A 26,365-nucleotide genomic window follows, 5' to 3' on the forward strand; every position below is an offset into this window, starting at 1 on the left:
AGACCAGGGTATCCCCGGACTAGGGGGTTCGGGATGCCGCACGTCGTTGAACGCGGCGGATCAGACCGATCGCGCCGAGGAGGAGGACAAGCCCGCCCGCGACCAGCAGAGCGAAGGATGTCACGGTCATCGGTGTGAGATCGAGCATCCATCCCGCGATCCCTTCACGCCGTGCATCGTCGGCGAGGAGGAAGATCGCGTTGCCCGCGATCACGGCGAACAGCGTTCCCCAGATGATGGCCGCCCAGCGTGTACGCGGAGGGGCCGGGGCGGACGCCGCTGCCATCGCGGCGGCGGGGGAGGGAACCACGGTGGCGGTCGCGGCCGCGGGAGGCTCCAGCGCCACGGTCGGCACGGGCGGTGCCGTGTACTCGTCGGTGCTCATCGTTCTTCCTCTGCGGGTTCATGGATCGTGACGGTGATGCTGCCCGATCGCTGGGTGATGGTCACAGGCTGGATGGTGGTGATCGAACCTCGGTCCGCGACGACGCTGGTGTTCAGCGTCTGTGAACCGTGCCGGTCGGCGGACGTCCAGATGCCGCTGTCGACCACCGTGCCGGTCTCGTCGTCGATGCGCACCCACTCGACGGGGAGCGCGCCGACCGTGGCCTTCAGATCAAGCCGGACCCCGGCTTCGAGGTCGATCTGCGTCGAGCCCGAGCCCTTGTTCACCACGAGCGGTCGGGGGCCGTCGTCATGGGGCATGAGCGTCATGTAGAGGTCGCCGAAGGGCTGATTGATCGTCTGAGCGGCGACATTCGAGATTCCCCGCGATCCGAAAGCGAGGTCTGAGAACGACGCGACGCTCCCGGTGATCAGGCCCGCGGCGAGTGTGAGCGCTGTCACGAAGGCGAGGAAGCCACTGCGTCGGCGCCAGGCGCCGGCGACGATCATCCCGAGGGCGAGCATCAGAGCTGCCGAGAGGAGACCGATCGCTCCTGCCGCCTCGCCGAGCCCGCTCTGCAGGGTGAACAGCGTGACGCCGGAACCGGCGACGATCGCCAGCCCGATGACAGCGGCGACGTAGGCGAAGCTCGCTCGAGGATTCGATGCCCTGCGTACGCGTCGGCGCTCAGCGGCCTCTGTGGCGAAGACCGCCGCCTCAGCCTGACGTTCTCTGCGCAGCTGGTCGCGCACGGCACGCTCGGCATCCTGCTGCTGGCGTCTCCAGGCCTGGTCCTGTTCCTTCCACGCAGCATGCTGAGCTCGCCACGCCGCGAGGGATTCGGGGTCGTTCGCCACCGGTGCGCCCGGAGGCTCCGGGCGATCCGGGGCGGCGGCGGGCGGTGCGAGGTTCGAGGGAGTGGCGCCCGTCCCCTCAGCGGTACCCGAGTCGCTGAGGGTGACGGGCGCGCCCGGGGCGGCGGGATCTGCGGAAGCCATCGGCAGATCCGGCGCAGCGGCACCCGGGGTGCGGCTTGCGGCACGCACGATGAGGAAGAGCAGTCCGGCGACGATCACGAGTCCGACGAGCCAGCTGATCAGCGAGAGCGCAGACCATCCGGCGTAGCCGAGACCGAAGACGGTTCCGGTGATGGGGGCGGTGGGGATGAGCCCGATGACGGCCATCGCGAGGATGCCGATCTGGACGGGCTGGTAGTCGCCCCGCAGCAGATCGCGGGTGTGGATGCGTCCGTCCGAGTCAGGCAGGAGCGCCCACGCCAGTGCGTAGAGGAAGATCACCGGCAATCCGAAGAGGGCGGCGACGACGAGCACGCCGCGCACGATCAGCGGATCGATGCGCAGGCGGACGGCGATGCCCGCGGCGACGCCGCCGAGCCACCCATCGGTCCTGGCGATGCCGAGGCCGGATACCCAGAGGAAGAATCGATCGGTGCTGTGAGGAGGGGCGGTGTGCGCACCGGCGGCCGTTCCCGTCCAGGAGTCCGAGGCCGGGGGAGTCGCGGCGGGAGAGGGATCGGGGGCGGCGTCAGAGGGAAGAGCCTCTGCAGCCTCGTCGTCGGTCTCCGCTGCCGCAGGTGGCGGCTCTGTGGGAATCGTCATGCATCGATCTTCTCGACATCGGATGCCGGGTTCCATGGGGTGAACCCCTGAGCGGACCCTGATTGTCGTCGACTGGAGGCTCGGATCGTCGTCGCGGATGATTGGATGTCGTCATGTCCTCTTCGGCCGCGTCTGCACGACCTCCCCAGGTCTCCGCGCCCGCGCGCCCTCCGCTGGTGCGCGATCGCGAGTGCGTCGTCGCCGGTGTGAGCACCGGAGTGGCCAGGCATCTCAGTGCGCCGTTGTGGACGGTGCGCGCGTTGTTCGTCGTCCTGCTGCTGTCCGGCGGGGCCGGCCTACTCCTCTACCTCTGGTTCTGGGCGTTCATGCCGTGGGCCGAGGGTGAGCAGACTCCGACCAGGCGAGCGCCTGTGGCCTGGATGCTCCTCGCCCCGGCGGCTGTCGGCGTGATCGTCGTGCTCTCGTGGAGCATCGGCGGCAGCTGGCTCGGCGGGGTGTCCGCCGGTGAGGCCGCGGTGGTGGTCACCGCGACGACCTCGCTCGCTGCGGGGGCAGGGCTGTGGGCGACGCTGTTCGACCGCACCGACGCGGACCGCGGACCGCGGCATACTCTGATCGTCAGAGCGCTGGCGGTCCTGCTCCTCGCGCTCCTCTTCGCCCTTCTGCTCATGCGGCCCGCAGGCGAGGCCAGCGTCGCCCTCGTGCTGCTGCCGCTCGCCGGTCTGCTCGCCGTGCTGTCGTCGACGCTCATCCATCGGTGGAAGGAGCTGACCGGCGAACGCGTGCGCCGCATCCGCGAGGAGCAGCGCAGCGAGATGGCTGCGCACTTGCACGACTCGGTGCTGCAGACGCTCGCGTTGATCCAGAACAGGGCAGGAGCGTCGAGTGAGGCGGCGCGGCTCGCTCGAGCGCAGGAGCGGGAGCTTCGAGCGTGGCTGTACGACGGCGATGCCCCGGCGGACAGCGATCTGCCCACCGATCTGAGGGACTATGCGGGTGCTCTCGAACTCGACTTCCCGGTGCGGATCGACGTCGTGTCGGCGGGCCTCTCAGCCGAACGAGCGAGCGGAGGGCTCGCCGCCGCGGCGCGGGAGGCGATGCTGAATGCGGCCAGGCACGCCGGCGGGGAGATCTCCGTCTACATCGAGGGCAGCGCGGCGGGGGTGGATGTGTTCATCAGAGATCGTGGCGCAGGGTTCGCTCTCGACGAGGTGCCGAGCGATCGCCTCGGGGTGCGCGAGTCGATCGTCGGACGCATGCGCCGGTACGGCGGTACCGGAACCGTACGCAGCGACGACAAGGGCACCGAGATCCATCTGCACCTCCCGACCCCAGGAGAGAACCGTGGCTGAGGCCATCCGCGTCGTGATCGTCGACGACCACTCGATCTTCCGATCCGGTCTTCGCGCAGATCTCGATGCGACGGTCGACGTGGTCGGAGAAGCAGCCGACGTCCCGTCGGCGATCGCCGTCATCCGCGAGACCGGCCCCGACGTCGTGCTGCTCGACGTTCATCTCCCCGGGGGTGGGGGTACGGATGCGACCGGCGGTGAGGAGGTGATCCGAAGCTCCACGTCGACGACCGCCCGCTTCCTCGCGCTGAGCGTGTCGGATGCCGCGGAAGACGTGGTTCGCGTGATCCGTGCCGGAGCCCGGGGGTACATCACCAAGGGCTCGTCGGGCGTTGAGGTGAGCAGCGCCGTGCGCGCAGTGGCGGACGGGGACGCGGTGTTCTCGCCTCGGCTCGCGGGTTTCGTGCTCGACGCGTTCGGTGCCGTCGCAGGGGAGACCGCCACCGCGCAGGATGAACTCGACAGGCTGTCGTCGCGTGAGCAGGAGGTCATGCGACTGATCGCGCGAGGCTATGCCTACAAGGAGGTCGCGTCCGAGCTGTTCATCTCGATCAAGACAGTCGAGACGCATGTGTCCGCGGTGCTTCGCAAACTCCAACTGTCATCACGACATGAACTGACGGTCTGGGCGTCGGAGCGGAGATTGCTCTGACGCGTGCCGTCACGCACCCCGCGGCGGAGATTGCTCTGACGCACGCACACCGTCATGCAACCCGCGGCGGTGGCTGAGCCCGCTCAGGCCGCGAGCCAGAGGCCCTTCGGGTCCGTCGCAACGGTGAGACCGGCGGCGACGGTCTCGTCGTCACCGATACGCGCTCCACGCACGATGCGTGCACCAGCGCCGATCTCGGTGCGGACGCCCACATGCGCCCCATCCCCGATCGCAGCGCCCTGACCGATGTGCGCGTGCGCATCGATGTGCGCGTTGTCGCCGATCACGGCATCCGCGTCGACCCACGCTCCGCGCGCGATCGTCGCCCCGGCGCCGACGCGCGCGCCGGGTTCGATATAGGCGCCGGCCTCGATGTGCGCCTTGGGATGCACCTTCGCGCCATGCGCGACGAGACCTCGGCCATTCGCGTGCTTACGGTAGCGCAGCGTCCCGCCCTGGTCGTTCTCGATGTCGACGTAGTTCTTGCCCACGATTCCTCCCGTGTCCGGAGTTCTCCGGATATAGCAACAACGACGGGACAGCCGATTTCATTCCCGAACCGGGATGCTGCTCATCGTTGGCAGCTCGGACACCAGAACGTCACCCGTTCACGGGTCGGATCCGCGCCCTGAGATCCCTTCCGGATCGGGGTCCCGCAGCGTCGACAAGGGCGTCCGGCCCGTCCGTAGACCCACGTCGTCTGCCCCGGACGATTGACTCCGGTGAAGGTGCGGTCGGCCCGGTCGCGATTCGCTCGGATCGTCCTGACACCGAGATCCACCAGGGCGGCGACGTCCACGTCCTGCACGGGTCTCTCGGGGAGGATTCCGCGCAGGAACAGGAGTTCCGCCGCGTACTCATTGCCGAACCCGGCGACATTGCGCTGATCCAGGAGGGCGACGTGAACGCTCCTCGGATCCGCCTCGAGTCTGCGGATCGCCTCCTCGGCATCCCAATCCTCCGAGAGGGGATCGGGGCCGAGGTAGCCGATGAGTTGAGCCTCGTCGCGAGTCGGCACCACCTCGATCTCAGCCAGGTCGACGCCGACCGCCTCGCGCTTCGCCGTGCCGACGATCGCGCGGACCTTATACGCCGGATGCCGCCACTTCTCCCCGGGGGCGTACACGAACCAGGCGCCGTCCATGCGCAGATGCGAATGCACCGTGCTGTCCCCGATCCGCAGCAGCAGGTGCTTGCCCCTGGCCACCGCGCCGTGAACCAGCTGACCGGTCAGATCCACGGTCGCGGCCCGCGGCACCCTGAGGTCGAAGCGGGTGACCTCGGCGCCGGCCAGAGCGTCGTCGAGTCGCTTCGCAGTGCGGAAGACGGTGTCGCCTTCGGGCATCAGATGGGCCGAGTTCCCGGGGGTGTCAGCGGTGTCAGCGGGGTGCGCGCCATCATGTCGCGCGCGAGCATCGTCGACGCGGCGACGGCGACCGGCATGACGACGACGGCGCCTCCGGGGATCAGGAAGCACAGCTGCGTCGCCACACCGAAACCCAGCACCCGCGCCCTGCTGCCCGAGAAGAGCGCCGCCCTGTCGAGCGGGCTGAAGTCGCGAGCGTCGAACGCACGGCCCGTGAGCTCCCGAGCGAGAAGCCGACCGGAGAGGATCACCCCGAGCACGGCCGCCAGGAAGCCGCCGATCAGCGGGACGAAGCCGATCAGGAGCACGACCAGGGCGATCAGGATGCCGAGAACGACCAGGCGCAGGCCTTCGGCGAGGGCCGACCAGAACCCGCCTCCATCGGAAGGCGGCGGGTCGCCGAGGTCGACCTCGACGGCATGCCAGATGCGCTGGTAGAAAGGGTCGCCGATCGTCAGCGTCAGTGCGCTGAACAGCACGGTGGACAGCGCGATGGCGGCCGCGACGACGACGAACCCGACGGCGCCACGGACCAGTCCCTTCCACGGCGCGGGCCACTCCTCCGCGAACGGGGTCAGCCACGCCGAGATCGACGTCATCCCGAAGACCAGCGGCAGCAGCACCGCCGCGAGGATCGCGAGCGAGATGAGCGCGGGGACGAGACCGAGGTTCATCAGCCCTGGACGCGTGCGCCACAGCGTGAACCCGCGCAGCAGCGTCCGCACACCGATGCCGAACTCCTGGATCATGTGACCAGGGTAAGCGTCGAGGACGACATCGCGATGACGGCCCGATCAGATCGGATGCTCGGAGAAGCGACGAGCGTCGTTCGGACGGGCACACCTTCGGAGCGCACGGAGGACGCGCCGAGTGTGTTGCTTCGTCTCCGGCGTGTCGGGCGTCGGCTCCGAAACTGTGCCCGGCAGGCCGGCTCCGAAACTGTGTCCGGAAGGTCGGCTCCGAAGTCGTGCAGGAACGGCCGGTCAGGAGCAGGAGCTCAGATCGCTCTGCGGAGCGTGTACCCGCGCGGGGTGACGACGAACCCGGCCTCCTGCAGGGCGAGCGCGAAGTCGGTGCCGTAGACGCCGTCGCCGTTCACCTTCTCGACTGTGAGGGTGTCGAGGCGCCTGGCTCGCGCCGTCGCCGCCAGGTCGGACGAGGCCGCCCGCAGCACATCGAGGTCGTCGCTGAACGACAGCACCGTGCGACCACCCCGTTCGAGGTACAGCACGAGCGCTCCGTCGACCAGCACGACCAGCCCGCCCGCCTTGCGCCCAGGACGGTGGGAGACGCCCTCACGACGCGGCCAGCCGAGTGCGGCGCCGTACGGGTTCGCCGGATCGGTCGCCGCGAGCGTGACCGCCGTACGCGGCGGAGGGTCGGCGAGACCGGCGAAGGTGCGGAGCCGGTCGACGGTCGCGGATGCCGCGAACTGCGCGGCCCCCAGCTTCTCGATGACGTAGCCGCGGCGGCAGTGCCCGGCCTCTTCGAAGCCCGCCAGCACCCGGTACGCCTGAGCGAAGCCGCCGGGCACGCCCTCGGCCTGCACGGCGCCGCGGGTGACGACGCCGTACCTGTCGAGGAGGAGCCCCGCCGTGACGGTCGCGCGGCGCGCGGCATCCGTCTCCACTGCGGGCAGGAGCGACCAGCGGCCTCCGATGGACGTCGGCCTCGGGGCGGTGCGGGTGAGGGACACCCCGCGGTAGGTGCGCGCTCGCGGCGCCCGGCGGGTGACCTTGTGCGCCTGCGAGCCGCCGGCGAGCAGCGATCGCAACGGCGAGAAGGTGTCGTTGGTGACCCGCCCCGCCCAGGTCAGCGACCACAGTGCGTCGAGCACGGACTGCTCGTTCTCGGCGCCGGTCATCTCCTTCAGCTGTGCGGCGAAGTAGGCGCCCCCGGCGTGCAGGGCCGACAGCACCTGCGCCTCCAGGGATCCGGTCGCCTGCTCCGTCTCGGGCTCGGGGAGCGTGAAGGGAGCGAGGTCGGCAGGGTGCAGCGACACCCAGCCGTCGCGACCGGGGAGCGTGCCGTTGCCGGCCCAGACGACCTCGCCGGCGGCGGTCAGCTCATCGAGCATCGCGGGAACGTAGTCGTGCACGCGCGAGGGGAGCACCAGCGACTCCCAGGCGCTCGCGGGGATGGGCACCCCGGCGAACTGCTCGATCACGCTGAGCACCCCGTCGAGGCCGTCGAGAGGGCGCTTCAGATGCTGCCAGTCGGGGAGGAACCGCGCGTACGCCTCGGGGGACACCGGCTCGACGCTGCCGCGGATGGCGGCGAGCGAGCGCATCCGCAGACGCCGCAGCACCTCGGTGTCGCACCACTCCAGATCGGAGGCGCTGCCTGCGGCCTCCGGCAGGAAGTAGCCGCTGGTGATGCGCCCGGCGGTCTCCAGCCGCTGCAGGGTGTGGCGTGCGACGGCCGCGCCGAGACCGAAGCGAGAGGCGACGGCATCCGTCGTGAACGGACCGTGCGTGCGGGCGTGCCGGGCGACGAGGTCGCCGAGAGGATCGGCCACCGGTTCGAGGAAGGCCACGGGGATGCCGGTCGGGAGCGCGACCCCGAGGGCGTCGCGCAGTCGACCCGCGTCTTCGATCGCCGCCACCCGCGACACCCCGGCGACGGTCACGGGGATCGCCCGGCGAGCGGCGACGAGGGCGTCGAGGTGTGAGGTGGCATCCGTGGGTTCCTCGAGCCGCTCTGCGACCTCCGCGGCATCCAGCGGTCCCAGCATCCTGAGCAGGTCGGCGACGCCCTCGAGACCCCGAGCTCGGCGCTCGGGGTCGAGGCGCTGGGCCTCTCGCTCGAACTGCGCGATCACCGCGGGATCGAGCAGTTCACGCAGCTCGACCGTCCCCAGCAACTCGCCGAGCAGGGCGGGGTCGACCGAGAGCGCGGCGGCCCTGCGCTCGGCGAGCGGCGAATCGCCCTCGTACATGAAGGCGCCGACGTACCCGAACAGCAGATCGCGCGCGTAGGGCGACGGCTGCGCGGGCTGCGTCTCGACGAGCCGGACGCGTCGGTCGGCGATCGCGGTCGCGAGCTTTCGCAGCGACGGCAGGTCGTAGACGTCCTGCAGCACCTCGCGCAGGGTCTCCAGGATCACCGGGAAGGTCGGATGCCGCCTCGCCACCTCGAGCAGCTGCGCCGAGCGCTGACGCTGCTGCCACAGCGGCGTCCGCTTGTTCGGGTTCATGCGCGGCATGAGCAGCGCCCGGGCCGCGCACTCGCGGAACCGGGAGGCGAACAGGGCAGAGCCGCCGACCTCCTCCGTGACCAGATGCTCCAGCTCGTCGGGGTCGAACACGAAGAGGTCGGCCCCCGGAGGCTCGGCCTCGGCATCGGGGATGCGCACGATGATGCCGTCGTCGCTCGCGACCGCCGATCCCTCGACGCCGAGTCGCTCGCGGACCCGCGCGTTGATCGCGAGCGCCCACGGGGCGTGCACCTTCATGCCGTACGGGGAATGCAGGATGACGCGCCAGTCGCCGACCTCGTCGCGTCCGCGCTCGACGGTGAGAGTCCTGTCGGTGGGAAGAGTGCCGGTGGCCTCTCGCTGCTCGGTGAGGTGCGCCATGAGGTTCGCCCTCGCCTGCTCGTCGAGACCCGCCTCGATCAGGCGCTGCGCCGCCTTCTCGGGCGTCGCCGCAGACACCTCGCGCGAGAAGCGGCCCAGGGCCTCTCCGAGCTCGTACGGGCGGCCGATGCCGTCGCCGTGCCAGAACGGGACCTTGCCCGGCTGGCCGTACGCGGGGATCACGTTGACGCGGTCGTGCGTGATCTCGGCGATGCGCCAGCTGGTGGTGCCGAGCGTGAACACGTCGCCGACGCGCGACTCGTAGACCATCTCCTCGTCGAGCTCGCCGACCCTCGCGCCCGTGGTCTCGCCGGCCACGAACACCCCGAACAGACCGCGATCGGGGATCGTGCCGCCGCTCGTCACGGCGATGCGCTGCGCACCGGGACGGCCGGTCAGTGTGCCGGCATCCCTGTCCCACACCAGACGCGGCCGCAGTTCGGCGAACTCGTCGGACGGGAAGCGTCCCGCCAGCAGGTCGAGCGTCGCCTCGTACGCCGAGCGGGGGAGCGACTGGAAGGGGGCCGAGCGGCGGACCGTCTCGAACCACTCCTCGACGCTGATCTCGCCGAGCGCGCTGGCGGCGACCGTCTGCTGGGCCAGGATGTCGAGCGGATTGCGCGGCACCTGGATGGCCTCGATCTGCCCCGCCAGCATCCGCTCGGTGACGATGGCGGTGTGCAGCACGTCGCCTCGGTGCTTGGGGAAGAGAGCGGCGCGGCTGATCTCGCCGACCTGGTGCCCCGCGCGTCCGACGCGCTGGAGGCCGGAGGCGGCGGAGGGCGGCGCCTCGACCTGGATCACGAGGTCGACCGCGCCCATGTCGATGCCGAGCTCGAGGCTGCTGGTCGCCACGACGCAGCGGAGGATGCCGGACTTCAGCTCCTCCTCGACCTGCGCCCGCTGCTCTTTCGACACCGAGCCGTGGTGGGCCTTCGCGAGCACGGGGTCGGCGCCCGCTGTCGCCCCCGCCTGCGCCATCATCGCGGCGGGGATCGTCGCCTCGGGCAGCGGGATGCCGTTGCGCTCCGAGTAGATCTCGTTGAGGCGGCCCGTGAGCCGTTCGGCGAGCCTCCGCGAGTTCGCGAACACGATCGTGGAGTTGTTCTCGAGGATGCGATCGACGATCGCCTCCTCGACATGGGGCCAGATCGAGCCGGTGACCTCCGTGTACTCGGCGGGCTCTCCGTCGACGGGGGCGGCGACCCCCGGGGGTGGCGGCGGGTTCGTCATGTCATCCATCGGAACGACGACGGCGAGTTCGAAGGTCTTGGACGCGGGAGGCGCGACGATCTCCACCGGCGCCGCTCCGCCGAGAAAGCGCGCCACCTCGTCGATCGGCCGCACCGTGGCCGACAGACCGATGCGCTGCGCCGGGCGCTCGGCGCCGTGGGCGCTGCGCAGGGCGTCGAGCCGCTCGAGGCTCACCGCGAGATGCGCGCCGCGCTTGGTCGCCGCCACCGCGTGCACCTCGTCGATGATCACGGTGTGCACGTCGCGCAGGGTCTCCCCGGCGCGACTGGTCAGCATCAGATACAGCGACTCCGGGGTGGTGATGAGGATGTCCGGAGGATCGGAGACGAGCTTGCGCCGGTCGCTCGACGTCGTGTCGCCCGACCGCACCCCGACCGTGACCGACGGCGAGGTCGTTCCGAGGCGCCGGGCCGACTGCCCGATGCCGATGAGGGGGGAGCGCAGATTGCGCTCGACATCGACGCCCAGCGCCTTCAGCGGCGAGATGTAGAGGATGCGGGTGCGGGCGGCATCCTTCTTCGGCTCCGCTCCGCCCGCCGCCATGCGCTCGCGGAACACGCTGTCGATCGCCCAGAGGAACGCCGAGAGCGTCTTGCCCGAGCCCGTCGGTGCGACGACCAGGGCGTGCTTGCCCGCCGAGATCGCGTCCCACGCACCCGCCTGCGCCGGAGTGGGCGCGGTGAAGGCCCCACGGAACCAGTCCTGCGTCGCGGGGGTGAACCGGTCGAGCACGCGATGCTCTGAGCCTGTCGAAGCGTCGCTCATCCCTCCATCATCGCCGAGGGGACCGACATGGGCTCCGGTCACTCGTTCGGGATGACGATCCAGAGCAGCACGTACGCCCACAGCGACAGACCTGCGAACAGCACCAGCAGCACACTGAGCACGCGGACGGTGGACGCCTTCACCCCGAAGCGCAGGGCGAGGGCGGCGCAGACGCCGGCGAGCATGCGGTCGTCCCGGGGGCGCACGAGAGGGTTCATGGGTCCCATACTGCCCTTGCGTCGTCGTTCATGACAGATGCTCGTGCTGATGTCGGCGGGACGCGCGAGGATGGGCGCATGGGTCTCCACACGACGAACTACGTCTCGACGTTCATCGAGGTCGCCGACGACTGCCCTGCAGACGGCGCCACCGAGCCGCCGACGACCGAGAAGCCGACGATCGCCGCGCTCCACTACCGGCTGATCACCGAACAGCCCTACGCACGCACCTCGGACGACGTGGTCTTCGAGACGTTCGCGCTCCGCGCCGGCATCGCATCGGACGACGACGACGCCAGGGCGGCGTTCTTCTCGAAGGGCCAGCCCTGCTTGAGATCGTCGCCGCTGGGCAAGCGCTACGGCTGGGGCATCCTCCACGACGCCGACGGCAGGGTCGCCCTCGTGCCCCGGGAGTCCGAGGAGTACGCAGCCCTCGCCGCGGATCCCTCGCTCGCGCACACGCGGGCGATGCGGAGCCGTCGCGCATGAGTGAGGGACGCCCTCTGCGCCGATCCGTCAGACTCGCGACGGCGCCTGCACCGGCTCCGGGGCCCAAGCGGTCGCGAAGGCGCCCCACATGATCGGGGAGTGACGAGGATCCCCGGTGGAGGTCCACAGTCGGCGCTGCTCCCGCTGCCAGGCACCCAGGGCGCCGACCGGGTCGTGCGACTCGTGCGCGGCGTTCACGGCGATGACCGCGTCGGTCAGCATCCCCTCCGCACGGTCGCCGAGCGCGGGGACGAGACGGCGCAGACCCGCCTCGGTGGGCAGGGTCCACCGGGTCGCGGTCACGTACTCCGCGCCGCGGTGCAAGAACGCGGCCACGAGACCGGTCGGCTCGGCGAAGCGCAGGTCGGTGCCGGAGTCGCACGCGATGAGTGCCACGCGGTTCGGCGCGGTCAACGGCGGGAGCCCTACTCCGCCGCCCAGGGCGATCTCGGCGGCGGAGTAGGGCCGATGCGCCCCGATCGGCGGGGTGTCACCGGGGGCGTCTGCGCCGTCGGACAGGTGGAGGCGGGCGTCGAGCGCGTGCGTCGATGCGGTGACGTGCCCGACGTAGAGGAGCCGTCCTGCCCCGTCGAGGGCATTCGCCAACGCGGTTCGGTCGATGTCCGCACGGCGGAACGCGTCTCCCTGCGGCATCCGTCGCCGTCCGAGCGCGTCGATGGCCAGCGCCAGCGGGGAGTCGGGCGAGACCGGGCCGAGCACGCTCCCCAGCTCGCTCGTGTCGGAGAACCCGGGGACCACCGGATCCAGCACCGCCGCGACGGGGGAGGAGGGCGACCAGGGTGACACCGACCTGGACGGATCGTTGCGCAGAGTGGCGGGCAGCAGGACGGACGCATCGGCCATGTCGACGCCGCGTTCGCGACCGGAGGTGCTCAGCAGCTCCCACGGCAGCTGCGCGGTGGAGGGAGACAGCTGGATCCGCAGATGAGGGCGCAGCCCGGCCTCTTCGAGGGCGTCGAGCTCGGCGCCCAGCCACTGCGGGATCAGCGCGGCGGTGAGCATCCCGGCGAGCTCCTGCTCGCGCTCCGGGTCCAGGAGGTCGCCGTGGGTGAGTGCTCTGGTCAGCGCATCGACCCCGCTCTCTCCCGGCAGGGGGGAGGGCAGGGCCCGCGCGAGGCGGTCGAGCACCGGGGCGACGAGATCCCGGGCTATGAGGGTCATCCGGGGCGAGCTGCGCTGGTGCTCCCACACCCAGCTCACGAACAGATCGTCGCCGTCGACGAAGCGCAGACGGGCCGTCGGCCGCTCGCCGTCTGGCAGATCGAGGAGCACGGCGGCGCCCTCGGTGCGGGCGAGGGGCAGTGGGGCGCCGAGGTCGGGGAGCTGTCTCCAGTTGCTCACCACGCCGGCACCACAGCCTCCGAGCGCAGCGGGACGCCGTACTCGGCCTCCGCCTTCCGGATCCACGCGTCGAGCACCGGCGCGGCGCCGGGTACGGCGATGACCCGCGGCGGCGGCGCGAAGCGGAAGGATGCCGTGCCCTCTCCGCCGAGCAGGCCCGCGGCGGCCGCAGGGAGCTCGTCGCGCTCCCGCTCGTCGCGCTCCCACTCGACGGCGGAGGCCCGCGGCCGCTCGAAGGGGACGGGCGCGGTGATCTTGACCGCGGCATCCGCCTGCAGCGTCACGGACGCGGCCGCGTTCTCGACGAGCTCGAACAGCAGCGCGGAGTCGCCGAGCGTGCGGGCCAGGCGAAACGCCAGCTCGCGTGCGGGTGCGGCGACCTGCAGGCTCCAGCGCTCCCTGGTGCCACCGGGTGCGAACCCGTCGCGCAGCGCCTCGGTGAGCAGAAGGACGGGGATCGCGAGGTCGCGCGCCTTCTCCAGCCGGGCGAGGCGAGAGCGCGGGGTGATCGACATCGCCGCCCACTCGGCGTGCATCTCGGCGCGTCGCAGGTCGATCCTGCCGCGATCGTGGGGTGATCGCGCGAGCTCCCGTGCGGCGCGGTAGGCGTCGTCGGCCGCCGGATACCGATTGCGTGCCGACTCCGCGTCGCCGAGGAACGAGTAGGCCTCCAGCCGCTCGTGCACGGCGGCATCCTGGTCGAGCTCATCGAGCAGCACGCGCAGCGCCTTGGCGGCCGCCCCCGTCCGCCCCGACTGCAGCAGCACAGCGGCGAGTCCCGTCCTGCTGGCAGCCAGCCGTGTCGTGAGGCCGATCCGTCTGGCGAGCTCGGCGGCCTGACGGAAGCCCTCCTCCGCCTCACGGAGCCGTCCCTCCTGCATCGCCACGCGGGCGAGGTTCTCGACGGCATGCTGGCGGCTCGTCGCGTCGCCGGAGAGCTCCTGGGCCTGATGCGTGAGCTGCAGATACTCCCGTGCGGCGGTGTCGTCGCCGGTGCGCTGAGCGATCACGCCGAGGTTCGCGTACGCGTGTCCGGAGAGCTCGGGGCCGACGCCCAGAGCGACGGACAGGGCGCGCTGCGCCTCGTCCTGCGCCTCCTGCAGCCGGCCGGTGGTGATCAGCACCACGGTGCGCGCGTTGTGCACGGAGAACGCGAGGAGCTCGCGCTGATCGAGGTCGTCCGCGTCCAGCTGGGCCTCGGCCTCCGCGATGCCGGAGAGGGCGTCGTCGAGACGGTCCAGCTGCGTGAGGGTCTGCGCCCTCGACAGCAAGCCGTTGATCAGCACGGTGCGCGTCGCGCGTTCGTCTCCGATCAGGCCGAGCGCGTCGGATGCCGCGGCCAGGCCCTCGTCGGCCGTGCGCAGCGCCTCGGCCAGGTCGCCGCGGAACTCGTGCGCGGCCGCGAGGTTCAGCAGCGCCCTGGCGCGCATGTCCAGGCCCTCACCGTCGACGTCGGCCACACGGGTGAGGGCCACCACCTCGCGCAGCGCGACCGCGGCCTCGTCCACGCGCCCCTCGTGCAGCATCATCGCCGCCTCGTTGTTCCTGTCGCGTCCCGGCTTCCACCGAGGAGTCGCCGGGATGCGGCCGAGCACGGCGCTCGGCGGGCGCTCCTCGGGGGAGGTCATCGGCTCGACCCCGCGGCCCGTTCGGCGAGGGAGGCGTCGGGGGAGAGTATCCGCGCGGCCGCGACGGAGAGCACCCGTTCGCGGTCCGCCGCCGAGTCGGGCGCATCGGCGTCAGCGGGACTCAGCAGAGGGTCCCGCACCCAGAGCAGCCGTTCGCCTGCGGGGAGGAAGAGCGCGGACGCCGGAACCTCCGCCTCTCCGCGGAAGAGCGCCCCGTCGCGGCGGAGGGCGACGTCGACGCCGAGCTCCGCCGGTCCGAAGCGCGCGGCCAGCGTGCGCCCGGAGGACGGGGCGTCGACGGCGGGCACCTCCACCCGCAGCGTCGCGACACCGGCGCTCTGCCGCAGCGTCCACCGCGCCTCGGCCTCCGCGTCGACCGTCTGCGCCGGTACGTCGCCCCACCGCACCGCCGCCGAACCGGAGGCGACCTCGATGCCGTCGGACGCATCCCGCGCTCCACCCGCGGCGAGCGCCCACTCCTGACGGACCTGCGCGGCGTCCGCCGCAGCGGTCTCTGCCGGATCGAGGGCCACGCCGTAGTCCTCGGACAGCGCCGTCAGCGCGGAGAGGAGTCGTTCCCCCTCCGCGGCGAGCGCCGGAGGGAGCGCGGCCAGGGCGGATGCGATGCCGGCGGCGTCGGCGAGGGCCCTCTCGGTCGCCAGGTCGTCGTCGAGGAGGTGCTCCACGGCGTGCGCGGCGAGCGCGATCTCGGCGGCGAGCAGCACCGGGTCGACGGCGGGCACCCGAGCTCCGGCCGGCCACCACGCCCTCGTCCAGGTGAGGCGAGCGAGACGGAGCACGGCGTCGATGACCGTCTGATCGCCCGGTTCGATGCGGGTCGCACCGTGGACGCCGCGGATGACGGCATCCGCTGTCTCCGGCCCGTACACGTCTGCGAGCCAGGCGCTCGCCGCGTCGACGTCGTCGATGTCGGCATCCGGAAGGGCGGCAGGCCCGGTCGGGTCCCCGTGCAGCAGCCCGCCCCTGACCTCGACCACCGCGGTGAGACAGGGCGCCCGATCGAACGCTCCGTCGGCCGAGGAGAGGTGCGCGAGATCGCCCTGCACCCTGATCCGCAGGGTCATGCCGCCTCCGTCGCTTCCCGCTCGTCCGCGCCGCGGACCATCATCGTCTTCAACCGCTGGCGCTGATCCATCACGACCGAGCGCAGCACGCCGTCGAGGAGATCCCACACGTCCCGCGGATCGAGGGGCTGCTCGCGCAGCTCCCTGCCGTGCAGACGCACCCACAGCCGCCGCAGGTATCCGCGCCGCACGGTGCGGATGTCGTCGACGACGGATGCCGGCACTCCGCTCGTCCCCTCGGGAAGCCGCAGCGCCCGGCGCACGTAGGCCTCGCGGTGCCAGCGCGCCGCGAGCAGACGGTGGGCCGCGGTCGGCTGCGCAGCGCGTCCCGCGTCGAGGGCGGTGCTCGCCTCGGCGCCGAGCAGCATGGCGACCCTGCTGTCCTCCTCGCCGAGCTGCCAGGCGCTCGTCGAGCGGACGATCTCCGCGGCGATCAGCTCCTCCGCGTCGATGCCGAGATCCACGCGCGCGCCGCCCGAGAGCGCGGCGAAGAGGCGCTCGAAGATCGAGCGGTCGAAGGGCAGCGGCAGGTCGCGCTTCGACGCCGTCTCACCGAGCCGGGGTGCGGGAGGGAGCGGATGCCGGGTCAGCCCGAGCTGCTGCGCGGCTCCGTCGTCGGCGAACCGAGCTCCCGCTGCGGAACCCGCGGAGCCGTCCACGAGAAGGGAGAGGTGCGTCGACCCGTCCCCGGTCGGGCAGGCGTCGAGGGCCGCGGTGACCGTCTCCGTGGACGCGGACGCCGCCGCTGGCGCGGGCCCGGAGCCGGGGCGCCGTGCCCATGCGTCGCCGAGCTCCTGGCCGAGACGCGTCGCGGCCGTCTCGTCTCTGAGCAGCTCCCGCACCTGAGCGAGCAGCGAGTCGCCCGAGGCCTCGGCGATCTCCGTCACGACCTCTGCGGCGACGGCATCCGCATCGGCCGCCGGCGGCCCCGAGGTGCGGGCCAGCTCGAAGCAGCGCTGGAAGTACTTCTCCTGCGGGTTGCCGTCGGTGATCCGCAGTCGTCGCCGAGCGGCCTTCAGCTCCAGGAACCAGGCTGCCGCAGCGGTCAGATCGCCGCCGGCGGCCCGGATGCGGTCGTGCAGCTCGGCCGCGGCATCCGACGTCAGAGTCCCCCCGGCGAGTCCGGGATTCTGCACCGGGCGGATCACCAGCGGATCGAGGATCAGCTTCAGCGTGCGGGCGAGCGGACGACCCGAGCCGTTGCTCAGCGCAGCGACACCCGGACCGAGCTCCCGCCACGCCTCGGCGATCACGAGCGCGCGCGGGCGCCGTCCCTCTGCGGACTCCGCAGCGGGGGCCGAGGGGGAGAGCTTCAGGGGCGCGCTCATGACCGCCAGCCTATAGAGCCGACACGACGGCGCGTCGAAACCCGTGATCGGGAGACCGAGGGCGACGGGCATCCTGACGGCATGAACACGAACGAGTCGCGAGGGTATGTGCTCAACGGCAGCACGGTCGTCCCGCTGGGTTCCTCGGCGGTGCCGCCGCCGAGGTCCCACGATCCGAAGCGGGTGCGCCGCCGCCTCCGGCTCCGCTTCCTCGGCTTCCTCCTCGCGCCCGTGCTCATCGGCGGGCTGATCTTCATCGCGACGGCGCTGTTCAGTCCGTCGTCGCGCGACGTGGAGATCCTCCCCGGTGCCGCGGCGATCAGCATCGACGAGCAGGACGTGGCGCTCGTCGTCTACGCCGACGACTCCCGTCCCGGTATCGGCGAGCCGATGTTCCAGACCCGCGCGGCGGCGATCCGGCTGTCCGACGGCGCGACGCTCTGGGACCAGCGCCTGAACGAGGAACTCGGCAGCGAGGCCGCGGCGCTCGCCGGCGACTCGTCGCTCGTCTACGTCGCCACCGATGAGGGACTCGTGATCCTGGATGCCACGACCGGTGCGATCCGCGCCGAGGGGCACGGCATCGACGGCATCGGGGCGGATGCGGTGTTCTCGGCATCCGCGTACGGCTACGACGTCGAGACGAACGCGGTCGTGGCGCTCACCGGAACCGGCGCGGTCGTGCAGATCCCCGTCGGCGCCCTCGCGGCATCCCCGGCGGAGGCATCCGTCGCGAGGCGCTGGCAGGGCACGCTCAGCGCCTCGGCCTTCCTGGACACCGCCGCCCTCACCAGGCTCGTCGACACGGCGACGGCGACGGACGGCACGACCGTGGGGATCGAGACGGTGGCCGAGGCCGTGAGTCGGGACGCCCTGGTGATCACGTCGCCGGACGGTGCACTCATCCGCCGCACGGAACTCGTCGACGCCGAGATCATCCCGCTCACCGGGGCGCAGACCCGACTCGGGGTCATGCTCCCGACCGGGCAGTTCCTTGAGGGCGACTTCAGCGACATCGACCAGGACGACATCGAGGCTCTGCTCGAGGCCGCGAGTGCGCAGGCATCAGCGGGGGGTGCGCTCTCATCGCCCGCGGGGTTCGCCTCGGGATACGTGCTCGTGCAGCACCGCGAGTCGGTCAACGCCGAGCGGATGCTGCTGAGCAGCGTGTCCGTCGCCACGGGGGAGCTCGTCGACACGGTCGAGATGGGGGCCGACGCGATGAGGGCGATCGCCGGTCCGTCGGGGACGACGGCGGTCATCGCGGCTGATCCGGACGCCTGGCAGCCTGACACCCTCCGCGTGCTCGACGCCGACGGATCCCTGCGCCGCATCGAGGTCGGGTCGGTGCCGTGGTGGGTGATCTCGTTCGGATGACGCGGCTTCGTGGACGGTGTCGTACCCAGGTACGACACCGTCCACGAAGGGGCACTCCGGGGCGACGCGGCGGGTCGACCCCGAAATCTACGGTCGATTCATGCCCACGAATCCCCACCGCCCCACCGCACCAGGAGTCCCCCTCAGAGTCGTCGCCGCACTCGCGGGAAGCGTCCTGGTCGGCATCGCCCTGACGATCATCTGGATCGCGCGACTGAGCACCGACCGCACGCTGTACGTGAGCGGTCTGGGGGCTGACGGCGAGCCGACGGCGGGGTGGTTCGAGATGGCGCTGCTGCTGCTCGTCGCGGGAGGATTCTCCGTCGCGTGGGCGGCCCGTGGCCTCCGCGCGGCTGTTCCGATCCTGAGCATCGGCACGCCGTCGCTCTCCGTCGCACTGTCCTCGTCGCTGTTCCTCGTGGCCTCTCAGGTGCCCTGCACCTCGGGATGCCCGCTGCCCGTCGGGCCCACGTTCACCTGGCAGGACCTGATCCACACCAGCGTCGCGGTGCTCGCCTTCGCCCTGGCTGCGGTGGCGATGCTCCAGGCGTCTTTCGTGCAGGGCCGGCCGGTGCTGCGTGCGCTCTCGCTGGGCTCGGGGATCGCCACCGCTCTCATCGCTGCGGCGGGTGGGATCCTCTCCCTCCTGCAGTACCGCACCGACATCGGCAGCATGCTGGAGCTCGTCGCGACCACGGTCGGGATGGGGTGGCTCATGATCCTCGGGGTCTTGACGGCGCACACGCAGCGGAGCCTCCGCTCGGCCTCCGCGAGTCGGGAGGGGAAAGGCGCCCACGGCGGAGCACATCTCGGGACGGCGCGCGCCGAGGCGTTCGCGGCATCCGCGTGAGGGGCGCGGTGCGTAGAGTCGTCCCATGGCCGAGTCTCCCGTCTCCCCGCAGGCGCCGGTCCGCGAGGACGAGCTGCCACGGCCGCCCGGCGCCGTCCGCCGGTTCTGGAGCGGACACCCGCTCCTCGTCGATGCCGTGCTCGCCGGCGTCTACCTCCTCTTCGCCACGCTCTGGGCGACCGTCACCCCGCTCTCCTCTGGAGTGTGGTCGCCGCTCGGCCCGATCCTCGTGCCCCTGGTCGGCGGCATCGTGGCGACGGCATCCCTCTTCGTGCGGAGACGCCGCCCGTGGGTCACGTTCGCGGTCTTCGGAGCGGTCGCGGCCCTGTGCCTCGTCGTGGATGCGCCCGCCGAGCCGTTCGGCATCGCCATCGCCCTGTACGCGGTGTTCGTCTACCGGTCCAACCGCAGCGGATGGATCGGCTTCGGCATCGCGGCGATCGCCGGCTGCATCCTCTTCCCCGCGATCGATGCCGCGCTCCGGGGGCGTCAGGAGAGCCCGCTCTCCTCGGCGCCGACCGGGCTGCTGCTCCTCGTCGTGCTGCTCGTCTCCGCGCTGCTCGGGGTGACGGTGGGCGACCGGCGCCGCTACATCGGGGCGATCCTCGACCGTGCCAACCAGCTGGCGCGGGAGCGGGATCAGCAGGCGCGGCTGGCGACCCTGGCCGAGCGCGCGAGGATCACGAGGGAGATCCACGACGTCGTGGCCCACAGCGTGTCGGTCATGGTCTCGCTCGCCGACGGCGCCGCCGCGCTGGCGGAGAAGGACCCGACCCGCGCGCGGAGCGCCGTGCAGGAGATCGGCGCGGTGGGGCGGCAGTCCCTCCTCGAGATGCGACAGCTGCTCGGCGCGCTGGGCGATGAGGGCACCGACGGCGAGGAGCGGTCGCCGCTGCAGCCCAACCCTGGCGTCGGCGACCTCGCCGCGCTGATCGAGACCTTCCGCACCGCCGGACTGCCCGTCGTGACGCGCACGCACGGCGAGCCGCCGGCATCCCCTGCGCTCCAGAACGCGGTGTTCCGGATCGTCCAGGAGGCGCTCACGAACGTCCTCCGCTATGCCGCCGAGCCCCGTACGGTCTCTGTGACCCTCGACTTCAGGGAGGGTGCGGTCGTCGTCGACGTCATGGACGACGGGCGGGCGGGTCCCCCGGCGGAGTCGGTCGGCTCCGGGCGCGGGCTCGTCGGCATCCGAGAGCGGGTCCGCCTGTACGGGGGAACGGCGGATGCCGGTCCGATCGAGGGCGGAGGATGGCGCGTGCACGTGGAGATGCCGGAACAGGAGGCGCAGCGATGAGCGGCGAACGGATACGGGTGCTGATCGTCGACGACCACGAGCTGATCAGACGCGGCATGAGGATGGTCCTCGACGCCGAGGACGATCTGGATGTCGTCGGCGAGGCCGTGTCGGGGACGGACGCGGTGCATCAGGCGGAGCAGCTCGCCCCCGATGTGGTCCTCATGGACATCAGGATGCCGGAGATGGACGGCATCGAGGCGACCAGGCGCATCGTCAGGAGCGCGCCGTCGACCAGGGTCCTCGTGCTCACGACCTTCGACCTCGACGAGTACGCGTTCGGCAGTCTGCGCGCGGGGGCCAGCGGATTCCTGCTGAAGAACACGCCACCGGCGACGCTGACCGCGGCGATCCGCTCGATCGCCGCCGGCGATGCCCTCGTCTCCCCCCGCGTGACGAGAGCGATGCTGGACCTGTTCGCGACACGGCTGCCGCGGCAGGCCGGCGACATCGATCAGCGCGTCGGCGCTCTCACGGAGCGCGAGCGGGAGGTGTTCCTCGCCATCGCGAAGGGGCTCAACAACGCGGAGATCGGCGAGCGGCTGTTCGTCACGGAGTCGACGGTCAAGACGCACGTCGGCAGGGTCCTGCAGAAGCTCGACCTCCGCGACCGCGTGCAGGCCGTGATCATGGCCTACGAGGCCGGTCTGGTCTGACGACGAGGCCGGTCTGGTCTGACGACGAGGCCGGTCTGGTCTGACGACGCGGCGGGTCTGGTGCGGCGGCGTGAGCGGGTTGGTGCGGCTGAGGTCCCGGCTGGTGCGGCGGCGTGACCGGTCTGACGACGCGGCCGGTCTGGTGCGGCGCGTGACCGGGTAGGCGTGGCGGAGTATCGGGCTGGTTCGACGGCGCGGCCGGCCAGGGAGGCGATGCCCCCGGACCGGCCGCGTCGCTCGGGTCAGCCGACCTCGCGCAGCATCCCCTCCGCATCGATCTCGAGCGTGAGATCGAGATCGAGCCGGGCGAGGAACGCGTCGTCGTGGCTGACGATGAGCACGGCGCCGCGGTACGCGCGCAGTGCCTCGACGAGCTGGTCGACCGTGTCGAGGTCGAGGTTGTTCGTCGGCTCGTCCAGCACCACGAGTTGAGGTGCGGGGTCGGTGAGCAGCAGCGCGGCCAGCGCCACGCGGAAGCGCTCGCCTCCCGACAGCGCGGCGACAGGGCGCTCCGCTGTGGCTCCGCGGATGAGGAACCGTGCGAGCCGGTTGCGCAGCTCCTTCTCGGGCACCTGAGGCGCGGCATCCGCGATGTTCTCGAAGACCGATCGGGTCTCGTCGAGGCCGTCCACGCGCTGCGGCAGGTAGCCGATCCGGTCGGTGTGGGCCGTGGCCTCGAGCTCCGGGCGTTCACAACTCCTCAAGATTTCGCCGGAATCGTCCGAGTTCGCCGATTCTGTCTCCGACTGATCAGTTTTTGAGGAGTTATGAACATCGGCGGCGCTCGCCACCAGCCGCTCCAGCAGCGTGGTCTTGCCCGCTCCGTTGCGCCCGATCAGCGCGACGCGCTCCGGACCCTGCAGGATCCACGAGCGCTCGCCGTCGCCGATCTCGGCGATCCGGCGCGCCCGCGAGACCTCGGGGTCGGGCAGCTCGATCTTCATCGACGAGTCCGAACGCACGCGGCGCCCCGCCTCGTCGAGGGAGGCGCGCGCGGCATCCTCCTTCGCTCCGACCTCGGTGCGCAGCTTTCCCGCCGAGACCTCCGCGGCCATCTTCCGGCCGTGCGCGACGATCTTCGGCACGCGCTTCTCGACCTCGGCCTTGTTCGCCATCTTCGCGCGCGTCGCGAGCTTGGACTCGGCCTCGATCCGCTGGCGCTTCTCCTTGCGGAGCACCTGCTTGGCGGTGACCTCGGCCTGCTTCGCGGCATCCTGCTCGGCGTCCAGCCAGGCGCGCCACGCGGAGTACGGTCCGCCGAACACGCTCAGCGTCTGCGCGTACAGCTCGGCGGTGTCGTCCATCAGCTCCAGCAGCGAGATGTCGTGGCTGACCACGATGAGCGTGCCCTTCCACGACCTCACCATCGCCGCCAGCTTCGCGCGGGCGTCGCGGTCGAGGTTGTTCGTGGGCTCGTCGAGGAGCGTGATCGGCGCTCGCCGCAGGCGGATGCCGGCGATCGCGACCAGCACGGCCTCGCCGCCCGACAGCTCTCCGACGCGGCGGTCGAGGAAGTCGGGCGAGAGGCCGGCCTCGGCGAGGGACGCCTCCGCCCTGGCCTCGATGTCCCAGTCGTCGCCGACCGCGTCGAAGTGCGCCGGGTCGACGTCGCCGGCGCCGATCGCGCGGACGGCGTCGAGCGCCTCGGCCACGCCGAGCAGTTCGGCGACGCGCCGGTCGACGTCGAGGGTCAGCTGCTGCGGGAGGTAGGCGACCTCTCCGGAGGCTGAGACGACACCCGAGGTGGGCGCCAGCTCTCCGGCCATCAGGCGCAGCAGCGTGGACTTGCCGGCGCCGTTGCGTCCGACCAGTCCGGTGCGGGCCGATCCGAAGGCGCCGGACACGGCGTCGAGCGCCGTCTGCCCGTCGGGCCAGGTGAAGGTGAGGCGGTCGAGGGTGACCGATGCATGAAGGGTGGGGGTTGACATGGTGTCTCCTGTCGAGTGCGAGGGTGCACTGACACCGAGCCCTCGGGGAGTCGTCGGAAGACGACCTCGCAAGGAGGGAGATGGGCCGTGGATCAGCCGTCGTCGGGTCAGCGCGCGGAAAGAAGAGCGCGGAGGCGACGGATCAGATCAAAGGACTTCCAGACACGGCGGACAGGACTCCACGACGATACCCCCGCCTCCGCGGTGCGCGCAACCCGGGCGTGTCGCGCCGGGATGTCCACCGCGCGGGGGATGCCGCGGAGCCTCCGGACTCGTAGCGTGGAGGCATGGCACAAGACAACCCGAGCCCGGCGGAGACCATGCAGCGTGCGGGCATGGGCGCCGGCCTCGCAATAGGCATGGGAGTGGGCGTCGCGCTGGGAGTCTCTCTCGGCAACATGGCGCTGGGCCTCGGGATCGGCATCGCGATCGGTGTGGCCGTGATGGCGGGCTTCGCCACCGGCGCCTCCCGACTGCGCGCTCAGGAGCACACGGATGCGGATGCCGGCGAGGAAGGTCAGGCGGACGCGGCTGACAACGACAGCCCCGTGGCATCCACCGGGACCAGCGACCCGGCATCCGACGACGACACCGAGACCGGCCCCGGGAGTGCGCGACCCTGAGCTCGTGCGCGGCTGGCGGTCAGCCGTCGAGCCACTTCGCGATGAAGTGCCGCACGTCGCCGAGCTCCTCCTCGGAGATGCTGTGGGTGAGTCCCGTGTAGACGCGGCCGGAGAGGTCGGAGTGGCCGGGCAGCCACTCGGCGGTGTGCGCGACGAGATGCGCCGGGATGACGTCGTCGTGCGTCCCGCGCCCCCAGAACACCGGCGGGCGCAGCTCTGCGAGCTCCTCGTCGCCTGCGACGTCCCCGGGGGTCGCGTATCCGCTCAACGCCACGACGGCGCCGAAGCGCTCCGGCGCGAGCCGCATGGCCTGCAGAGAGACCGCCGCGCCCTGCGAGAATCCGAGCAGGGCGACCTTCGGAGCATCGGATGCCGCGGCGTCGAGCCAGCGGAGGAAGGCCTCCGCCGCAGCTGTGACGTGGGAGGCATCGCGTCCGTCGAGGCCGTCGATCGGGTACCAGGACCGGCCGGGCATCGGCCACGGCGGGGTCAGGGGAGCGGCGACGGATGCCACGGCGATGCCCTCGGGCAGATACGGCACCAGACCGAACAGGTCGTGCTCGTCGGCGCCGTAGCCGTGGAGCAGCACCAGCAGCGGCATCCCCTCCCGGTCGCCGGCGGACCACCGGGTCGCGGCGTCGTCGATCGTCAGGTTCTCGGTCACGCTCCTATCCTGCCTGGTAGAAAGGACACATGGCGGTTCGCACACCTGATCCCGATCCGGAACCCGAAGACTCGGGGCTCGGCTCCTTCGACGGCGCCGCGCCGGCGTCGGGGGCGAATCCCGGCTGGCTGACCGACGTCGAGCTCGAAGAGGCTCGTCGTCGCATGCCGATGCTCTACGTGGAGGCGATCCCCGTGCGCACCGACGGCTCGGGGGTGGTGACCGAGATCGGCATCCTGCTGCGATCCACGCCTCTGGGTGAGATGACCCGCACGATCGTGTCGGGCCGGGTGCGCTTCGGCGAGACGATCCGCGACGCGCTGTTCCGGCACGTCGAGAACGACCTCGGGCCGATGGCCTTCCCGCTGCTGCCGCCGCAGCCGCTGCCGTTCACGGTGGCCGAGTACTTCCCGATCCCGGGCGTGAGCGCCTATCACGACGACCGTCAGCACGCGGTGTCGCTCGCGTTCGTGGTGCCGGTGACCGGCACCTGCGAGCCCCGTCAGGACGCGCTGGAGGTGACCTGGTTCACTCCCGAGGAGGCGGGCTCAGACGCCGTCGCCGCCGAGATGGAGGGCGGCCGTGGCACGCTCATCCGGCAGGCCCTCGCGAACCTCGGCCTGCTCCGGTAGCGCGCGCCCGCGCTCCGGCTCCGTCGAGTGCGTCGAGTCCGTTGAGCGCGTCGAGCGTCGAGTGCACGGGAAGTCGCCGAGTGCACGGGAAGCAGGCGTGAACAAGCCGTGCAGTCGGCGAATTCGTGTGCGCTCGGCGGCAGGATGCGCCGCGGCGAGTGAGCGGGTGGCGGTGCGTCAGGCCTGCGTCAGGCGCGCGAGCTCCGCGACGAAGGCGTCGACGTCGTCTTCGTGCGTGTCGAAGCCGCACATCCAGCGGACCTCGTTGCGTGCGGCGTCCCAGTCGTAGAAGCGGAACGACTCGCGCAGTGCGTCGGCGACGCCGTCGGGCAGCGTCGCGAAGACGCCGTTCGACTGGGTCGGCTGCGTGAACGAGACACCCGTGATCGTGCCGTCGGCGATGCCGGCGTCGATCGCCCCGCGGAGGCGCTGGGCCATGGCGTTCGCGTGCTGTGCGTTGCGCAGCCACAGGTCGCCCTCGAGCAGCGCGATGAGCTGAGCCGAGACGAAGCGCATCTTCGAGGAGAGCTGCATGTTGAACTTGCGCGAGTAGCTCAGGCCGTCGGACGCCTCGGGGTTCAGCACCACGATCGCCTCACCCAGCATCGCGCCGTTCTTCGTGCCGCCGAAGCTGAGCACGTCGACGCCGACGTCGCGCGTGAAGGCCCGCAGCGGCAGGTCGAGCGCCGCGGCCGCGTTCGAGATGCGCGCGCCGTCGACGTGCAGCTTCATGCCGCGCTCATGCGCGTGATCGGCGAGGGCCTTGATCTCCTCGGCCGTGTAGAGCGTGCCGAGCTCGGTCGACTGCGTGATCGAGACCACGAGCGGCTGCGCGCGATGCTCGTCGCCCCAGCCCCAGGCCTCGCGGTCGACGAGCTCGGGGGTGAGCTTGCCGTCGTCGGTCGGGACGGTGAGCAGCTTGAAGCCGCCGATCTTCTCGGGGGCCCCGCCCTCGTCGACGTTGATGTGGGCGGTGGATGCCGCGATCACGGCACCCCAGCGCGGCAGCATCGACTGCAGGCCGGTGACGTTGGCTCCGGTGCCGTTGAACACCGGGAACGCCTGCACGCCTTCGCCGAAGTGCGACCGGAAGACCTCCTGCAGGCGCGCCGTGTAGGCGTCTTCGCCGTAGGCCACCTGGTGGCCGCCGTTGGCCGCGGCGATGGCGGCGAGGACGTCGGGGTGGATGCCGGAGTAGTTGTCGCTGGCGAATCCCCGGATCGCGGGGTCATGCTGAATGCTCACCGACCCAGTCTATTTGCGCGGGGGAGCGCGACAGGCCTACCGGATGTCCGTA

The 26,365-nt window shown here is 71.5% G+C and carries 23 protein-coding genes; 9 read left to right on the plus strand and 14 right to left on the minus strand.

From position 1 onward, the window contains the following. Positions 1 to 19 precede the first annotated feature (19 nt). Together MRBLWH10_RS01155 and MRBLWH10_RS01160 are read right to left on the minus strand one after the other, a co-directional pair. Positions 20 to 385, minus strand: coding sequence for a hypothetical protein (locus MRBLWH10_RS01155; protein WP_341941340.1), 366 nt, complete (start codon positions 383 to 385; stop codon positions 20 to 22). Then, a complete protein-coding gene (locus MRBLWH10_RS01160; RefSeq protein WP_341941341.1) occupies positions 382 to 2,004 on the minus strand; it encodes a PspC domain-containing protein in 1,623 nt (540 codons plus the stop codon). Before MRBLWH10_RS01160 ends, MRBLWH10_RS01155 begins: the two co-directional genes overlap by 4 nt. A gap of 113 nt (positions 2,005 to 2,117) precedes the next feature. On the opposite strand from MRBLWH10_RS01160, the gene MRBLWH10_RS01165 reads away from it, so the two are divergent. Next, a complete protein-coding gene (locus MRBLWH10_RS01165) occupies positions 2,118 to 3,317 on the plus strand; it encodes a PspC domain-containing protein (protein WP_341941342.1) in 1,200 nt (399 codons plus the stop codon). Further along, complete coding sequence (locus tag MRBLWH10_RS01170; RefSeq protein ID WP_341941343.1) at positions 3,310 to 3,969, plus strand: response regulator transcription factor; 660 nt, start codon at positions 3,310 to 3,312, stop codon at positions 3,967 to 3,969. The genes MRBLWH10_RS01165 and MRBLWH10_RS01170 overlap by 8 nt, the downstream gene beginning before the upstream one ends. A gap of 83 nt (positions 3,970 to 4,052) precedes the next feature. Here the strand turns inward: MRBLWH10_RS01170 and MRBLWH10_RS01175 are convergent, their stop codons facing one another. The 5 genes from MRBLWH10_RS01175 to MRBLWH10_RS01195 all read right to left on the minus strand — a co-directional run bounded on the left by MRBLWH10_RS01175 (position 4,053) and on the right by MRBLWH10_RS01195 (position 11,149). Further along, a complete protein-coding gene (locus tag MRBLWH10_RS01175) occupies positions 4,053 to 4,460 on the minus strand; it encodes a DapH/DapD/GlmU-related protein (protein WP_105672833.1) in 408 nt (135 codons plus the stop codon). Between the two features lie 80 nt (positions 4,461 to 4,540). Then, positions 4,541 to 5,314 carry a DNA-formamidopyrimidine glycosylase family protein gene (locus tag MRBLWH10_RS01180; protein ID WP_341941344.1) on the minus strand — a complete coding sequence of 258 codons (774 nt, stop codon included), beginning with the start codon at positions 5,312 to 5,314 and terminating at the stop codon, positions 4,541 to 4,543. Further along, complete coding sequence (locus MRBLWH10_RS01185) at positions 5,314 to 6,084, minus strand: EI24 domain-containing protein (protein WP_341941345.1); 771 nt, start codon at positions 6,082 to 6,084, stop codon at positions 5,314 to 5,316. Before MRBLWH10_RS01185 ends, MRBLWH10_RS01180 begins: the two co-directional genes overlap by 1 nt. A 248-nt stretch (positions 6,085 to 6,332) precedes the next feature. Beyond that, positions 6,333 to 10,931 (minus strand): ATP-dependent helicase, encoded by a 4,599-nt coding sequence (locus MRBLWH10_RS01190; RefSeq protein WP_341941346.1) that lies wholly within the window; start codon positions 10,929 to 10,931, stop codon positions 6,333 to 6,335. Between the two features lie 38 nt (positions 10,932 to 10,969). Then, complete coding sequence (locus tag MRBLWH10_RS01195) at positions 10,970 to 11,149, minus strand: PspC domain-containing protein (RefSeq protein WP_223585913.1); 180 nt, start codon at positions 11,147 to 11,149, stop codon at positions 10,970 to 10,972. Between the two features lie 78 nt (positions 11,150 to 11,227). On the opposite strand from MRBLWH10_RS01195, the gene MRBLWH10_RS01200 reads away from it, so the two are divergent. After that, positions 11,228 to 11,638 (plus strand): DUF6157 family protein, encoded by a 411-nt coding sequence (locus MRBLWH10_RS01200; RefSeq protein ID WP_341941347.1) that lies wholly within the window; start codon positions 11,228 to 11,230, stop codon positions 11,636 to 11,638. Positions 11,639 to 11,665: 27 nt separating this feature from the next. Here the strand turns inward: MRBLWH10_RS01200 and MRBLWH10_RS01205 are convergent, their stop codons facing one another. Genes MRBLWH10_RS01205 through MRBLWH10_RS01220 form a run of 4 tightly spaced genes read right to left on the minus strand, consistent with a single transcriptional unit; the run spans position 11,666 to position 17,041 of the window. Then, positions 11,666 to 13,000, minus strand: coding sequence for a CHAT domain-containing protein (locus MRBLWH10_RS01205; protein ID WP_341941348.1), 1,335 nt, complete (start codon positions 12,998 to 13,000; stop codon positions 11,666 to 11,668). Beyond that, on the minus strand, positions 12,997 to 14,628 hold the full coding sequence (locus MRBLWH10_RS01210) for a tetratricopeptide repeat protein (protein ID WP_341941349.1): 1,632 nt from the start codon (positions 14,626 to 14,628) through the stop codon (positions 12,997 to 12,999). The genes MRBLWH10_RS01205 and MRBLWH10_RS01210 overlap by 4 nt, the downstream gene beginning before the upstream one ends. Further along, positions 14,625 to 15,713, minus strand: coding sequence for a hypothetical protein (locus MRBLWH10_RS01215; protein WP_341941350.1), 1,089 nt, complete (start codon positions 15,711 to 15,713; stop codon positions 14,625 to 14,627). The genes MRBLWH10_RS01210 and MRBLWH10_RS01215 overlap by 4 nt, the downstream gene beginning before the upstream one ends. Further along, on the minus strand, positions 15,710 to 17,041 hold the full coding sequence (locus MRBLWH10_RS01220) for a hypothetical protein (protein ID WP_341941351.1): 1,332 nt from the start codon (positions 17,039 to 17,041) through the stop codon (positions 15,710 to 15,712). Before MRBLWH10_RS01220 ends, MRBLWH10_RS01215 begins: the two co-directional genes overlap by 4 nt. An 81-nt stretch (positions 17,042 to 17,122) precedes the next feature. Between MRBLWH10_RS01220 and MRBLWH10_RS01225 the strand changes: the two genes are divergently transcribed. From MRBLWH10_RS01225 to MRBLWH10_RS01240, 4 genes are all read left to right on the plus strand, one after another. Continuing rightward, entirely contained in the window at positions 17,123 to 18,418 is a 1,296-nt protein-coding gene (locus MRBLWH10_RS01225; RefSeq protein ID WP_341941352.1) for a PA2928 family protein, read from the plus strand. Between the two features lie 100 nt (positions 18,419 to 18,518). Then, complete coding sequence (locus tag MRBLWH10_RS01230; RefSeq protein ID WP_341941353.1) at positions 18,519 to 19,268, plus strand: DUF998 domain-containing protein; 750 nt, start codon at positions 18,519 to 18,521, stop codon at positions 19,266 to 19,268. A 25-nt stretch (positions 19,269 to 19,293) separates the two neighbouring features. Continuing rightward, positions 19,294 to 20,565 (plus strand): sensor histidine kinase, encoded by a 1,272-nt coding sequence (locus tag MRBLWH10_RS01235; protein ID WP_341941354.1) that lies wholly within the window; start codon positions 19,294 to 19,296, stop codon positions 20,563 to 20,565. After that, positions 20,562 to 21,221, plus strand: coding sequence for a response regulator transcription factor (locus MRBLWH10_RS01240; RefSeq protein ID WP_223585922.1), 660 nt, complete (start codon positions 20,562 to 20,564; stop codon positions 21,219 to 21,221). The genes MRBLWH10_RS01235 and MRBLWH10_RS01240 overlap by 4 nt, the downstream gene beginning before the upstream one ends. Positions 21,222 to 21,463: 242 nt before the next feature. On the opposite strand, the gene MRBLWH10_RS01245 is transcribed toward MRBLWH10_RS01240, so the two are convergent. Next, positions 21,464 to 23,149: an ABC-F family ATP-binding cassette domain-containing protein gene (locus MRBLWH10_RS01245; RefSeq protein WP_341941355.1), complete on the minus strand. Its 1,686-nt coding sequence runs from the start codon at positions 23,147 to 23,149 to the stop codon at positions 21,464 to 21,466. 287 nt (positions 23,150 to 23,436) lie between these two features. Here MRBLWH10_RS01245 and MRBLWH10_RS01250 point away from each other — a divergent pair, with 287 nt between their 5' ends. After that, positions 23,437 to 23,772, plus strand: a complete 336-nt coding sequence (locus MRBLWH10_RS01250) for a hypothetical protein (protein ID WP_341941356.1) — start codon at positions 23,437 to 23,439, stop codon at positions 23,770 to 23,772. Between the two features lie 19 nt (positions 23,773 to 23,791). Here MRBLWH10_RS01250 and MRBLWH10_RS01255 read toward each other — a convergent pair whose 3' ends face one another. Beyond that, positions 23,792 to 24,436, minus strand: a complete 645-nt coding sequence (locus MRBLWH10_RS01255) for an alpha/beta fold hydrolase (RefSeq protein ID WP_341941357.1) — start codon at positions 24,434 to 24,436, stop codon at positions 23,792 to 23,794. A gap of 29 nt (positions 24,437 to 24,465) precedes the next feature. On the opposite strand from MRBLWH10_RS01255, the gene MRBLWH10_RS01260 reads away from it, so the two are divergent. Further along, a complete protein-coding gene (locus MRBLWH10_RS01260; protein ID WP_105672819.1) occupies positions 24,466 to 25,068 on the plus strand; it encodes an NUDIX hydrolase family protein in 603 nt (200 codons plus the stop codon). Positions 25,069 to 25,245: 177 nt separating this feature from the next. Here the strand turns inward: MRBLWH10_RS01260 and MRBLWH10_RS01265 are convergent, their stop codons facing one another. Beyond that, positions 25,246 to 26,313 (minus strand): low specificity L-threonine aldolase, encoded by a 1,068-nt coding sequence (locus MRBLWH10_RS01265; RefSeq protein WP_341941358.1) that lies wholly within the window; start codon positions 26,311 to 26,313, stop codon positions 25,246 to 25,248. Positions 26,314 to 26,365: the final 52 nt, after the last annotated feature.

Source organism: Microbacterium sp. LWH10-1.2 (assembly GCF_038397765.1).
Taxonomy (GTDB): Bacteria; Actinomycetota; Actinomycetes; order Actinomycetales; family Microbacteriaceae; genus Microbacterium; species Microbacterium natoriense.